This is a genomic window from Streptomyces sp. NPDC056580, from assembly GCF_042793175.1.
Taxonomy (GTDB): Bacteria; Actinomycetota; Actinomycetes; order Streptomycetales; family Streptomycetaceae; genus Streptomyces.
The window spans coordinates 199,342-212,796 of sequence record NZ_JBHTVE010000003.1; the positions used below are offsets into that span (position 1 = coordinate 199,342).

General features: G+C 72.5%; 11 protein-coding genes. 4 read left to right on the plus strand and 7 right to left on the minus strand.

What is annotated here, in order from left to right:
• The first annotated feature begins 147 nt into the window (after positions 1–147).
• The 3 genes from ACFQ9Z_RS07590 to ACFQ9Z_RS07600 all read left to right on the plus strand — a co-directional run bounded on the left by ACFQ9Z_RS07590 (position 148) and on the right by ACFQ9Z_RS07600 (position 3,317).
• The gene (locus tag ACFQ9Z_RS07590) at positions 148–1,431 is read left to right on the plus strand and encodes an acyltransferase family protein (RefSeq protein WP_383012336.1); all 1,284 of its coding nucleotides are present in this window, start codon (positions 148–150) and stop codon (positions 1,429–1,431) included.
• Positions 1,428–2,498 (plus strand): methyltransferase, encoded by a 1,071-nt coding sequence (locus tag ACFQ9Z_RS07595; protein WP_383012339.1) that lies wholly within the window; start codon positions 1,428–1,430, stop codon positions 2,496–2,498. Before ACFQ9Z_RS07590 ends, ACFQ9Z_RS07595 begins: the two co-directional genes overlap by 4 nt.
• A 186-nt stretch (positions 2,499–2,684) precedes the next feature.
• On the plus strand, positions 2,685–3,317 hold the full coding sequence (locus ACFQ9Z_RS07600; protein WP_383012342.1) for a LuxR C-terminal-related transcriptional regulator: 633 nt from the start codon (positions 2,685–2,687) through the stop codon (positions 3,315–3,317).
• Here the strand turns inward: ACFQ9Z_RS07600 and ACFQ9Z_RS07605 are convergent.
• The 6 genes from ACFQ9Z_RS07605 to ACFQ9Z_RS07630 form a co-directional block, all read right to left on the minus strand.
• Positions 3,298–3,765: an ester cyclase gene (locus ACFQ9Z_RS07605; protein ID WP_383012345.1), complete on the minus strand. Its 468-nt coding sequence runs from the start codon at positions 3,763–3,765 to the stop codon at positions 3,298–3,300. The genes ACFQ9Z_RS07600 and ACFQ9Z_RS07605 overlap by 20 nt on opposite strands.
• Before the next feature lie 5 nt (positions 3,766–3,770).
• On the minus strand, positions 3,771–5,441 hold the full coding sequence (locus ACFQ9Z_RS07610; protein ID WP_383012348.1) for an NAD(P)/FAD-dependent oxidoreductase: 1,671 nt from the start codon (positions 5,439–5,441) through the stop codon (positions 3,771–3,773).
• Between the two features lie 136 nt (positions 5,442–5,577).
• Positions 5,578–7,818, minus strand: a complete 2,241-nt coding sequence (locus ACFQ9Z_RS07615) for an MMPL family transporter (protein ID WP_383012351.1) — start codon at positions 7,816–7,818, stop codon at positions 5,578–5,580.
• 387 nt (positions 7,819–8,205) lie between these two features.
• Positions 8,206–8,877: a hypothetical protein gene (locus ACFQ9Z_RS07620; protein WP_383012354.1), complete on the minus strand. Its 672-nt coding sequence runs from the start codon at positions 8,875–8,877 to the stop codon at positions 8,206–8,208.
• Positions 8,874–9,197, minus strand: coding sequence for a PadR family transcriptional regulator (locus tag ACFQ9Z_RS07625; RefSeq protein WP_383012357.1), 324 nt, complete (start codon positions 9,195–9,197; stop codon positions 8,874–8,876). Before ACFQ9Z_RS07625 ends, ACFQ9Z_RS07620 begins: the two co-directional genes overlap by 4 nt.
• A 109-nt stretch (positions 9,198–9,306) precedes the next feature.
• On the minus strand, positions 9,307–10,635 hold the full coding sequence (locus ACFQ9Z_RS07630; protein WP_383012360.1) for a cation:proton antiporter: 1,329 nt from the start codon (positions 10,633–10,635) through the stop codon (positions 9,307–9,309).
• Positions 10,636–11,561: 926 nt separating this feature from the next.
• Here ACFQ9Z_RS07630 and ACFQ9Z_RS07635 point away from each other — a divergent pair.
• On the plus strand, positions 11,562–12,383 hold the full coding sequence (locus ACFQ9Z_RS07635; protein WP_383012363.1) for a helix-turn-helix domain-containing protein: 822 nt from the start codon (positions 11,562–11,564) through the stop codon (positions 12,381–12,383).
• 78 nt (positions 12,384–12,461) lie between these two features.
• On the opposite strand, the gene ACFQ9Z_RS07640 is transcribed toward ACFQ9Z_RS07635, so the two are convergent.
• Positions 12,462–13,436, minus strand: coding sequence for a cytochrome d ubiquinol oxidase subunit II (locus ACFQ9Z_RS07640; protein WP_383012366.1), 975 nt, complete (start codon positions 13,434–13,436; stop codon positions 12,462–12,464).
• Positions 13,437–13,455 lie beyond the last annotated feature (19 nt).

Genomic DNA, 13,455 nt, shown 5'->3' on the forward strand with positions numbered 1-13,455 from the left:
TCGATCAGCAGCGCGGTCCGGTTTATTAGGGCTTAAGCGACGGTTCATCGGCCGGTGATGAAATACTGCCGCACGATCGGCCGGCCTTCGAGAGTTCGCCGCCCGCACCACGTCCCCGTTCCCGTCGAAATGGCTGGTGTCGTTTCCATGAATCCATCCGCGCGAACGCGGAATTCACAGTCCCCGGCGACGGCCGCGCCCGGCGGCACGGCCGAGCGGCTGCACTCCCTCACCGGCCTGCGCTGGATCGCGGCCCTCGCCGTCTTCCTCAACCACGTCGGCACCCTGCTGCCGCTGCCCGACGCCAGGCCGGTGCTGATCCTGGGCTCCTCCGGCGTCACGTTCTTCTTCGTGCTGTCCGGCTTCGTCCTCACCTGGACGTACACCGCGGGCGACCGGGCCCTGCCGTTCTACGGCCGCCGGTTCGCCCGGGTCTGGCCGGTGCTGCTGGTGGGCGTGCTGGTGCCGCTCCTCCTGCAGCTTCCCGACGCGGCGCCGGGCCGGGGCGAGGAACTGATCCGCATGGCGCTCTCCGCCGTGCTGCTGTACCAGGCGTGGGTGCCCGGCCACATACTGGGCAGCACGAACCCGGTGACCTGGTCGCTCGCCTGCGAGGCGTTCTTCTACGCGGTCTTCCCGTTCGTGGTGCGGCTCGCGGTGCGCCGCCCGCAGTCGCTGCGCCGGCTCGGCGGGGCGGCGGTCGCGCTGGTGCTGGTGGGCTGGGGCGTCAAGCTGTGGCTGTGGGACGCCTACCCGCCGCAGATACCCCCGGCGTTCACCGGGGTGGACGGCCTGATCTTCGGCGTCTACTCCCCGATCGCCCGGGTCTGGGAGTTCCTCCTCGGCGTGGTCGCGGCCGCCGCCCTGCGCAAGGGCTGGCGCCTGCCGCTCAGCGTCGCCTCGGCCACCGTCCTGCTCGCCGGCGGCTTCCTCGCCCTGTGGGTGCTGCGTTTCGAGACCTGGCGCCTGTTCACCATCTACGACGCCCTGCCCCAGGTCACCGCTCCGCTGTACGCGCTGCTGGTGGTCGCCGTGGCCCAGCGGGACCTCGCGGGCGGCGCGTCGTGGCTGAGGTCGAGGCCGATGGTGGCGCTCGGCGAATGGTCGTACGCGTTCTACCTCCTGCACTTCACCGTGCTTTTCGAGTTCGCCTCCGCGGTGTTCGACAGGAAGAGCGTCATGGAGTTCTACATGCGTCCCGCCGGGGCGAGCTGGACGAACGCCGGATACGCGGCGCTCGCGCTCGTCATCAGCATCGCCGTCAGCGCGATTCTCTACCAGTTCTACGAACGCCCCGTGGAGCGCCGGCTGCGTATGCGGATCGGCCGGCGGGAGGTGCGCGCTCCGGCCGCCGTCATTCCCGCGGCGGCGCCCGGTGAACCGCGCGCCGAAAGCGGTGACGGAGCGAAGAACGAGGTTCGGCAGGTATGACGTCCACAGAATTCGAAACGCCCGGGGCCGTGCCCGAAAAACCCCGCCGGACCGGCGGGCGCCCGCTGGAGGACCCGTTCGACGTGATGTTCGTCGGGTGGTCGTTCTTCCGGAGCAGGCTGCTGACCGCGGCCATGGAGCTGGAAGTCTTCTCCACCCTCGGTGAAGGCTCGCTCGACGGGGCCGAGCTGGCCGGCCGCACGGGTCTGCACCCGCGCGCCGGCCGGGTGTTCCTCGACGCGCTGGCCGCCGTGGGGCTCCTGGTGCGGCAGGACGGCCGCTACCGCAACGGTCCCGGCGTCCTGCGGCACCTGCTGCCCGGCCGGGCGGAGTTCGTGGGCGGCTTCCTGCGGATGACCACCGAACTCATGGGCAGCGATCCGGAGTCCCTCACCGGACTGCTGCGCGGCGGCACCGCACGCGGCCAGGGCGCCGGCGGCGAGGTCCCGTTCACGCGGATCTTCCACGACCCGGACCGGCTGCGTCAGTTCCTGTCCGCCATGGACAGCTTCAGCGGAGCCGTCGGGGCGGAGCTGGCCAAGGCCTTCGACTGGTCGCGTGTGGCGACGTTCAGCGACGTCGGCGGGGCCCGCGGCAATCTGGCGGCGCACCTGGCGACGGCCCATCCCGGTCTGACCGGCACCGTGCTGGACCGGCCGTCCATGGCGGAGCACTTCGACCGGCTGGCCTCCGAGCGCGGCGTCCGGGAGCGGCTGCGCTTCGTCGGAGCCGACTTCTTCGAGGCCGAGCTGCCCCGCGCGGACGTCGTCATCCTCGGCAGCGTGCTGCACGACTGGCCGCTGGAGCGGCGGATGACCCTGCTGCGCAAGGCGTACGACGCCGTGCACGAGGGCGGCTGGGTGATCGTCTACGACACGATGCTGGACGACGAACGGCGTGATCCGGACAGCCTGATGCTCAGCCTCATCATGATGCTGCAGTCCGCCCAGGCCGCCGGCTTCTCGCCGGTCGAGTGCGCGGGGTGGATGCGGGACGCGGGTTTCACCGTCGAGCGCGTACTCCCGCTGCCGGCCCTGACGACGGCGGTGGTGGGGCGCAAGATCTGACGGAAACGACGTGCGAACATCCGCCGCCGGACCGGCGATCGGCCCGGCGGCGGATGTTCGGCACGTCCTCCCGACGGCCCGCACTACGGCGGAAAGCCGGCCACGGACTGGCATCCGCGGCGAAGAGCCACCGAGTTATTCTGGCCAGTCACTGCACAACTGCGCTCTCGGGGGAGAAACATGTCTGTGACGCCACAGCTCAGCATCCTGGTCATCGATTCCCATCCCATCTCGATGACGGGACTGCACACAATTCTCGACAATTACCCGGATTTAAGGGTGGTCGGCACGGCGCAGGATGGCGAGACCGCGGCCGCCCGCTACCACGAGCTGCGCCCCGACGTGGTCGTCCTCAATACGCACAAAGACGCGGCGCAGGCCCTGGACATCGTCCGCACGATGTCCAGGGCCCGCTTCCCGCTGCCCGCGGCCAGGGCTCTCGTCCTGATCGACGACGTGGACGCGGTCACCGACCAGGTACTCCAGGCCGGCGTCCAGGGCGTGCTGTCGAGCGGGAGCAGTCCCGAGGAACTCGCCGCAGCGGTCCGCATCACGGCCACCGGCCGGTCACTGCTCTTCCCCCGGGCCAGCAAGGAAGCCGGAGAGTCTCCACTGGAGATCCTCACGGACCGGGAGGCCGAGGTATTCCGCCTCATGACGCGCGGGTACAGCAATGCCGAGATATCGGCGGAGTTGGCGCTCAGCCAGAGCACAGTGAAATCACACATCCAGAAAGTAATGGAGAAACTGTGCCTCCGCAACCGCGTGCATGCCGTCATTTTCGCCTACGAGAACAACGTCATCCGCGATGGTCCGTAGCGAACGGGGCCGGTCCCGCGACCCTCCCCTCAGGCGCGCGCAACTGCCGGAGTATCCGCTGCACGTCGAAGACATTACGGTCCTCGACGACGAGGCCGTTCTCCACCCGCCAGAGCTGAATTCCCTCCGAGGAGATCGCGCGTCCGGTGGGCGCCGTCCCTGCGAACTCGCCCACGTGCGAACCCCGCGTCGTGTACCAGCTCGCCACCCACGGGCCCTCGGCCACCTGCAGCCCGACCTCGACGGTGAGCCCGGAGAAGGCCGCACGCCGCTGCCGCACGCTCTCCTTGGGGCCCTCGGGTCCGACCGGCTCGCCCCCCAGCAGGAACCGCGGGGCGAAGATCTCGTCGGCCACGTCCAGCCGCCCGCGGCTCCAGCCCTCGTCGAACCAGCGGCGGGCGAGGGCCTTGTTGGCCTCCTGCACGCTGGTCCGCCCGTCCCGGGCCACGGCCGTCACCGGCCGGCCGCCGCGGGACGGGCGGCCGGCGCCGTGCCCGCGGCGCGCAGCGCCTCCAGGCTCTCCCGGCCGACGGCGCCGAGCGCCGGATCGGGGGAGCGCGCGGCCCATTGCAGGAAATCGGCTATCTGGTCACGGCCCGGGTGGATGAATCGCCGGTTCACGTCCTTCCAGCCGAACCCCGGGTGCACCGCCTCGGATTCCTCGATCAGCCCGAGAACGATATCCGCCGCCCGGTCGCCGTCGATCTCGTTGGCCTCGTACTGCGCGCAGGCACGGGCCGTTCCGTCGAGCAGGGCCTTGAAATCGTCGTTGTCGGGCCACCACAGGCCGGTGTGCGGCACCTTCTCCAAGGCGTCGAAGACGCTCGCGTCGCGGTCGGCGCGGTACTTGCGCAGCGCATTGTTGATCCGCAGCGTGCCCGGTGTGTTGCCGCTTCCCCAGACCCGGAATACCGCGTCCCAGAGGCGGAAGTGCGAGAAGGCGATGAACGAGCAATTGACGAGGGTGTCGTTGTGGTCGAGCAGGCCCTGTTCGAGCTCCTCGACGTAGCGGAAACGCTCCTCGTCGAAGTCGTCGTCCGCGAGGGCGGCGACGAGCCGCGGGGCCAGGGCGTGGATGATCTCGAACGTGTTGGACATGCCGCGCGAGTACAGCGGGTCCAGGAAGCCCGCGGCGTGTGACATCAGGCACCACCGCTGTCCCACGGTCCGGCGGGACGAGTACTGCAGCCGGCCCGTGGACACCCACTCCCGGACCTTCCGCGCCCCCTCGAACTGCCGCTCCACGGCCGGGAACCGGCTCAGCAGCTCCGCGAACTCCTCCTCGGCGGTGATCCCCTCCGGCTTGGGGTACAGCCTCGGGTCCAGTGTGACGCCGACGCTGCACAGCGGGTTGCGGGAGAGCTCGTGGTTGTCGAAGGGGATGATCCAGAACCAGCCGCGCTCGAAGAGGTGGTGCATGGTGCCGTTGTGCCAGGGCACCGGCGGCCGGCTCTTCTCGGGCACGTCCAGCACGTCGTCGAACGGCTTCACGCCGATCATGTGCGTGAACAGGGAGCGGGAGTGGTGCTCGAACCGGGCCGGCTGTTCGCGCAGACCGAGCCGGTCGGCGAGCGGCGAGCGGAAGCCGCTCGCGTCCACCAGGTAGCGGGCGCGGACCACGTGCCCGTCGGCGCCGGTCACGGTGACCCCGTGGTCGTCGAACTCGACGCGTTCCGCGCGCCACTGCTGGCGCGTGTCGCAGCCGTACCCGACGGCGACCCGCAGCAGGTAGGCGTCGCTGTCCTGGCGGAAGAGGTGGCTGGCGGACGTCAGCGCGTCGGGGATGACGAACTGGTGTGACTCGTCCGGATCGGGCTCCTGGCCCGGCCGGTGCAGCATGAAGCCGAAGTGCTGCTTGCGGCCGAAGGTGTTGCTCACCTTCTCGTTGATGGCCGTCGCGTCGGTGAGGGCCTCGAACTCGGGGATGCCGTAGCGCTCGGCGAGCACCTGGAGCCAGGCGACGAGCTGGGGAATCATGGACTCCCCCACCGCGAAGCGGGGGTGGGTGCCCGCGTCGGCGACGAGCACCTTGGCCCCGCTGCGGGCCAGCACCGCGCCGAGGGTGGAGCCGGCGATTCCCGATCCCAGGATGACCACGTCGTGGCTGGGCCTGTGTGTGGACACTGTCGGTTCCCTTCGCACTCGTATGGTCGGGCCGCCGTACTGCCGTCGGCGCCCGCGCGACCACCCTTGCGCATGCCGATGAAGGCGTGAGAAAGCGCGCGCAGGCCACCGCGCCGCGGCGCGGTGGCCTGCGCCGTCAGGCGCGGCTCCGGGAGCCGCCCCGCGGTGAGGGGTCCGCGGCGGCGGACGCCGCCTCCTGCCCCCCGTACCCGGCCGCGTCGTCGTCGGCGGCGGGGCGGGTCCTCGGGCCGGGCGCCCGTCCGGGGGTGGTGACGAGCAGCCGGCCCAAGGAGCGCGGGAACCACCAGTTGGCCCGCCCGAGGAGGGTGACCAGGGCCGGGGTGAGCAGGCCCCGGACCACGGTGGCGTCGATGACGATGCCCGCCGCCAGCGCGGTGGCGAACACCTTCACGTCGGTGATCGGGATGCTGGCCAGTGCGGTGAAGGCGAGGAAGAGGATGAGCGCCGCCGAGGTGACGAGCCGGCCCGTGCGGCTGATGCCGGTCACGACGGAGGGCACCACGGTGTCGCGCTCGCCCCTGGCCGTCAGCTCCAGGTGGGTCTCCCGGATGCGGTGCAGGATGAACACCTCGTAGTCCATGGAGAGCCCGAAGAGGAAGGCGAAGACGGCCATCGGGATCCAGATGGTGACCGCGCCGATCGCCGGGGTGTCGAACAGCGCCTCGCTGCCGTAGCCCTTCTGCCACACGAGGACGACCACGCCGTAGGCCGCGCAGGTGGACAGCGCGTTGAGGACCAGGGCCTTGAGGGGCAGGACGACCGAGCGCAGGGTCCGGGCGAGCACGACGAACGTCAGCAGGGCGACGAAGGCCAGGATGAGCCCGAGGGAGCCGTAGACCGCGTCGATGAAGTCGACGTCGGTGGCGGGCCCGCCGCCGGCGAGGGCGCCGGGGGTGTCCCGTGCCAGGTCCATCACCTCGGTCACGGTGGACCGGCCGGCGTCGCTGGAGGGGTCGGCGGTGGTCCACACGTCGATGACGCGCAGGCCGCCGCGCGTCCAGTCGGCCGGCGCCGCGGAGCCCGCGACGCCGTCGAGTCCGGCGAGCCGGCCGTGCAGGGCGTCGCCGTTGCCCGCGGGCACGACGACCTCGAGGGGCCGGGCGATGCCCTCGCCGAAGCCCGCGTCGACGATCCGCTGGAACGCGGCGGCGGGCTTGCCGCCCTGGGCGAGGGTCACGGTGGCCGGCTGCCCCAGCCGCAGGGCGAGCACGGGCGCGGCCAGTGCCAGGAGCACCGCGCCGCTGAGCACGGCGCACAGCGCCGGACGGCGGGTGGTGAGCCCGGCGATCCGGCCCCACAGCTTGCTGTCCGGACGGTGGGACCGGCGCGGCCGGTCGAGCCTGTCGCCCCAGCCGTACAGCATGACGGGCAGCAGGGTGACCGCGATGGCGACGCTGACCAGCGGGATCAGCAGGCCCGCGTACCCGACGCTGCGCAGGAACGGAACGGGCAGGACCACGAGCGCGGCGAGCGAGATGGCTACCGTGGCGCCGCTGAGCGCGACCGCGTGACCGGCGCTGGCGACGGCCCGTACGACCGCCTCGCGCCGTGAGTCGGGGTCGGCGCCGTCGGCCCCCGGCTTCTGCCGCTCCTCTCGCCAGCGGGTGACGATGAGGAGCGCGTAGTCGATCGCGATGCCGAGCCCGATGAGCGCCACCAGGAACTGGACGATGAAGGAGACGTCGGTGACGCCGGTGATGCCGCGCACGAGAAGGAAGGTGGTGGGGATGGCGACGAAGGCCATCAGCAGGGGCACGACGGCGAGACCGCTGGCGAAGACCAGGGCCAGGACCACCAGGGCGCCGAGGGCGCCGATCAGGGTCTCGTAGATCGGGCTCCGGGCGGCTCCGCTGTCCCGGCCGGAGAGGACGGGCTGACCGGTCAGCTCGACCGGGGCGCCGGCGATCCGCGCGTGCTCGACGGCCGCCTTGATGGCGGGGAGGGACTGGGTGTAGGGGGCGTTGGAGCGATTGGCGGGCGGGTAGACCAGCGCGACGGTGGTGCGCCGGTCCCCGGAGACCAGGGACTCGCCGCCGGGACCCGCGTAGGAGACGCTGCGGCCGCCCTTCGGGGTGACCTCGGCGACCAGGTCGCCCCACTGCTCGCGGACGTGGCCGTCGCCGACGGTAGTGCCCCGGGGGAGGGTCACCACGAGCAGCAGCGGGGCGTTCTTGCCGCCGGTCTGCGCGAACCGCCCCGCCAGCGCGTCGTTGGCCGCCTGCGACTGCTTGTCGGGCAGTCTCGACTCGTACGAGAGCTTGTCGATCGTGCTGCTCGACAGGGCTCCTCCGGCCAGGGTGAGCACCACCCAGAACAGTACGACCGGCAGCCGATGGGAGAGCACCCATCGCGTCATGCGCTCCAAGGTAACCCTCCTGTAGGGACGCTACTGTGTAGCCACGCTACATATGACGGTGGACAAGCTAGCCCGGGTGCGCGGCATGACGCAACATCAGTTGTGCGCCGTCTGACGGCAGTTGGTGCGGAGCAGTGGGCTCCGGAAACGGCGGAGCCCCCGGGGGGGCGACCACCGGGGGCTCTCTTCGCGGACCGCGCCGGGCGGGCCGTGCGGCGGGTGCAAGGGCCTGTCCGACGATTCGCGTCGGGTCAGCCCGCGGCGTCCGGTGCCGTGCATGGCAAGGCGGAGGGTCGCCCTCGTACTGGATGTGCCTGGGCGCACCCGACTACGCGGCGAGGTGCGGTGCCAGGCGTCGCGGGCCCGGCGGGAATCGTCAGACAGGCCCTACGGGCGGTCGGCCCCGCGCAGAACACCGAGGAAGCGCTTCAGGGCCGTGCCGAAGTACGCGCCGGCCAGGACGGTCAGCGTCGCGGGGACGGCGACCATCGGCCAGTCCAGGGACTCCGGATGGCTCAGGCCCCGGTTGAGCAGCAGCAGGACCAGCGCGCCGAGCACACCGAGCATGCCGATGAGGGCCGCGAGGGTGCCGGTGGTGACCATCTGGTCGCGCCGGGCGGCCGCCGCGGCGATGCCGGTGCCCCTGCGGAGCCCGGAGAACGCGCCGGCCAGGGACAGCACGCAGCTGAAGGCCACGACGGAAAGCCCCGTCAGCAGCAGCGGGGGGTGGTAGGGCCAGGGTCCGGCCGGACCGCCGAGCAGCGCGGACGCCCAGGCCGCCGCGAGCAGCGGCAGTGCGCAGATCGCGTGCAGCGACAGCCGGTTGGCGCTGATGCGCAGTGTGGCGTCGTTGTAGGCGCGGGCCACCTCGGACGGCGGGCCCCACTCCAGGACGGCGCGGTGCGCGGCCTCCTCCACGTCGGTGCAGTCGTCGAGGTTGCACTCGGCCGCGCACCGCAGGCCGTCCAGCACCTCGTCGATGATGGCCGAGCGGCGCGAGTCCGGCCCGACCAGGTGCCGGGCCAGATGATCGGTGTAGCGCTCCAGTACGGCCGTCACGCCTGTCCGCCCAGCACGACCGAGATGAGGGAGGAGACCTCCTGCCACGCCGTCCGCTTGTCGGCCAGGGCGCGGCGTCCGGCCGCGGTGAGGAAGTAGTTGCGGCGACGGCGGCCGTTGTGGGTGATCCACTCACTGCCGACCAGTCCCGCGGCCTCGAGCCGGTGGAGTGCCGGATAGACCGTGCCGGTGGGGAGGTTGATGGCGTCGCCGCTGCGCCGCCTGAGTTCCTCTATGACGGCGTAGCCGTGCTGCGCGCCGGGCTCGAGCACCGACAGCAGCATGCCTTCCAGGTTGCCTCTCAGGTTCTCCGCCTTCACGGTTCCCCACACTACACAGCGGGACCGGAACCGGACACGGCCCCTTCTGGCGGCTTCCCGCCCCGCTGCGGTCGCGCCGGCCCGGCCGGCGCGACCGACCGGGGTGCGTTCAGCCGGCCGCACGGCTGCCCCGTCCGGGGGCGTCCGCGTCCTCCCCGGCCGCCCGCGCACCCGGCCCCCCGGCGTCCGCGTCCGCCCCGGCGCCGGCGGCTTCCGGCCCGGGCACCACCGCCAGGCCGCGCCGGGAACTCCTGGCGCGGATCAGGTTCAGCGCCGGTCCCGTCATGGCGGTGGTCACCAGCGCCATCACGACCATCATGGAGTACAACGGGCCGTCGAGCAGGCCGAGTTCGAGGCCCACTCCGAGGACGACCAGCTCGGTCAGGCCACGGGTGTTCATCAGCGCGGCCAGGGTGCCCGAGCTCTCGGCGGGGAGCCCCTGCGAGCGGGCGCCGAGGTAGGTGCCGCCGAACTTCCCCGCGACGGCGACGAGAAGGACGGCGGCGAGTTCGGTGAGCCCTTCCAGGCCCAGGCCGCGCAGGTCGACCTTGAGGCCGGCGACCACGAAGTAGACGGGGAGCAGCAGCGAGGTGATCTCACCGGTGCGCTCGTGGATCTCCTCGCGCGGCGTCCGCGTGCCCTCACGGGGCATCAGCGCGCCGAACAGGAAGGCGCCGAAGATGTAGTGCAGCCCCATCATCTCGGTCGCCACGGCGGACAGGAAGATGCCGACCGTCACCACGGCCATGCCGGTCGGGGTGACGGAGCCGGAGCCGCCGTGGGTGAGGACCCGGCGCACCAGGGGCCGTACGGCCAGCAGGAGCAGGGTGAACGGGACGAGCAGGGAGACCTGCCAGTAGTCGTCGGCGCCGCCGACCGCCGCCTGCACACCGGCCAGCGCCGTCCAGGCGAAGACGTCGACGACCGCCGCGGTGGCCAGCGCGAGGCCGCCGATCGCCAGGCGGGACATGCCCCGGCTGACCAGGATGCGCGCGAGGACGGGGAAGGCGGTCACCGAGACGGACAGGCCGACGAACACCACGAAGGCGGCGTGCTGCTGGGTCGGGTGGTGGCGCAGCAGGAAGAAGGCGAGCGGGATGCCGAGGGCGAACGGCACCAGGGTGGAGCCGACGGCAGCGCCGAGGGTGGCCCTCACCCGGCCGCGCAGGAAGCGGTGTTCCACCTCGAGACCGACGACGAACATGAACACCGCCACGCCGATGTCGGCCAGTGCGCCCAGCAGCGGCCGCACGTCGGCGGGGACGAGGCGATCGGTGAACGCGGCGCCGAACAGAGTGGGGCCCATGAGCACGCCGGCCAGGATCTCGCCGACCACGGGCGGCTGGCCGACGCGGCCGGCCAGGGCGCCCAGGCCGCGGGCGAGCAGCACGATCAACCCGAAGTCCAGGAACAGGAATTGCACTTGGTGACTGGTCATGACCGGTACGTCCTCGATTGGCTGGCATCGGTGAGCCGGGTAGCGGAGCGCCGCCCGCGCGATGGAGCACGGCCGCACGGCGGTCGGTGGGGTTCGGGGACGGCCACGTGGCGACCGGCTCAGGTGGCGCCTCGCCGTCATGCGGCGGCGCGTCCCCGGTGCGGGACTGGAGCGCGGCCTCGGCACGGACTGGCGTGGGCGGTGGACGAACCCGGCACGCCGGCCGCCCGTCCGGCGGCCGCGCGGCGGTTCCCCGCGGGAGGGACACGACGTCTCCTGTCGGCGTCCACAGCATGGCGCCCGGACCGCCGGCCTGTCATCGCCCAGATTGCTCGACCGGCCGGCGTCCACCGGCCGGAATCAGACGGCCGGAAATAGGCGTGGCGCTCCGCCGGCCGCCATTCCGCGCAGGCGTTTTACCTGTTGCTCCGAGGCGTACTCGTGTGCGAAGCTCAAACCGTCGTGACAGATTGCAACGGGGGGGTTGCCACATGTTCAAGGTTGAACTCAGGCGCCTGCAAACCAGAGTTCGGCACGCTGGGCCGTCCAGCCGGTTCCACTGATTCTCCGCTCATTCCTCCGCCCCGCCTCCCGGCCGGAGTTCGCGCTCGCCGCCCGGCGAGAGCGGAACGCCCCCGGCGTATTCGGCTGACGGCGCGGCCCTGCGCACGGCCGGCTTTCCCGCCCCGGACCGGAGGGCCGCTCACCACCGGCCGAGCCGCATGACCGGCGGCCCGGTACGGGGTGCGCGACGTGCCCGCGCGGAGCCTCGTCCACCCGGTGACCTGGCCAGGCGAGCGTGACCCTGCCTTCGCACGGGTGCGTTCCGGGCCGTCGTCACACGATCGCGCGGGACGGCGCGGACCCCATGACGGCCACACACCCACGCCGTACCGTCGTCGACCAGATCAGGGAGTGCCCGGACAATGGAGCGTCTCACCCGCCGCGCCGTCGCGACCATTCGCGAGAACTACCACGAGCCATTGGTACTGGACGACCTGGCCCGTTCGGTGATGATGAGCAAGTTCCATTTCATCAGGGTTTTCCAGCGCACGACGGGTGTGACCCCCGGCCGCTTTCTGAGCGCCGTACGGCTGCACGAGGCCAAGTCCCTCCTGATACACAGCTCCCTGAATGTGGCCGAGATTTCCGCACGGGTGGGATACAGCAGCGCCAGCACTTTCTCCCGGCGTTTCACGGCCTCCGTCGGCCTCTCCCCCACCCGGTTCCGGCGGGCAGGCCGGTGCGACACGCTCGAGGGTCCGCGGATCACCCCCGCTCCGGTCGGGTGCGGCGCCCTCGGGTCCGTGGCGGGGACGGTCCGCACACCGGAGCGATCGCGGCACCCGGTCTGCCTCGGCCTGTTCGACAGCCCCATCCTGCAGGGGCAGCCGGTGGCCTGGACGAAGCTCGACCGGGCGGAGGCGTTCGAGCTGCGGAGCGTTCCGCCGGGCGCCTGGCACCTGCACGCGGTGACACTGGGCGCCCGGGCGACGGGCGACCAGTGGGGTGACTCGCCCCTGCTCGTGGGCACGGTCGGCCCCGTGCACGTCGGCGCCGGCGTCCGCACCCGGGCCGACGTGACGCTCCGGCGGGAGGACTGGACCCGTCCGCCGGTCCTGCTGGCCCTCCCCGGCTTCGGTGCGCGGCCGGCCCGCCCGCCGGCGGACGGCGCCTGTCCGGCCGGACCGCACGCCGCCCAGGGAGGCTTCCGGGTCCCGCGCCAGCGCTTCGCGGCCGGCGCGTGAGACCGGGCGGCGCTCCGCCCGCAGGCCGGTCGGGGTGCCGCCGGCGGCCCCGACCGGCGGGGGCCGGGCGGCCGCCGGTCAGCCGCGCTGAGGGGCGAAGACCCGCCAGAACCACAGCTGGCCCAGGGCCACGAACACCAGCGCCGGGAGCACGGTCGCGGTCAGCAGCGCCAGGGAGCCGGAGTCGGCGACGGCGCCGGCGAGCTCCAGGCCGCCGGCGCCCGAGCGGGTGGCCAGGACCGTGGTGCCGTTCGCCGCGCCGACCATGGCGGGCAGGGCGGCCAGCGGCGCCGCGCCCAGCACCAGGGCCGCTCCGGTGCGCCCCGTCGCCTGGACCCGGTCGGAGGCGTACACGCCCGCCGCGGCCAGGGCGGCGACGGCGCCCACCGCCACGGGGGCGTCGGTCACCGTCCCGGCGGTGGCGACCACGAGCAGCGGCAGCACGAGCAGGACCGGGGTCAGCACACGGGTCAGCCTGCCGAGCAGGACCCGCAACGGGCTGCCTTCCGGCAGGCGGCGGGCGGCGTGCAGGGAGCCCTGGCGCAGGCTGCCGGTGACGGCCAGCGCGCCGCACAGCAGCGTGAAGGGATGGGCCAGGTCGGCCGCGGTGACCACGGGATGCCCGTCGGACGAGGTGGACAGACCGCGCACCAGCATGCCCAGGAGGACGCCCCAGCCGGCCGCGAGCACCAGGCTGGCGGCCGCCAGCGTCGCGTCCCACGTCCGCCGCCAGCCCGCGCCCCCGTGCGCCGTGCGGAACCACAGCGCGCCGTCGCGCAGGAACCAAGCGGTGAGCACGGCGAGGAAGGGCAGCCGCAGCGCCCGCAGCACCTCGCCCTCCGCGACGGGCAGGGCACCGAAGAGGAGCCCGCCGAAGGCGACCAGCCACACCTCGTTCGCCAGGAACAGCGGGACGACCGAGCGCCGCAGCCGGGCGCGGCCGGTCTCCGGGCCGGCGAACGGCATCAGCATGCCGACGCCGAAGTCGGCGCCCTCGAGCGCCAGATAGCCGGCGAGGAGCAGCCCGGTCAGGGCGTACCAGAAGACATCCACGGTTGATTCCCCGTCAGCT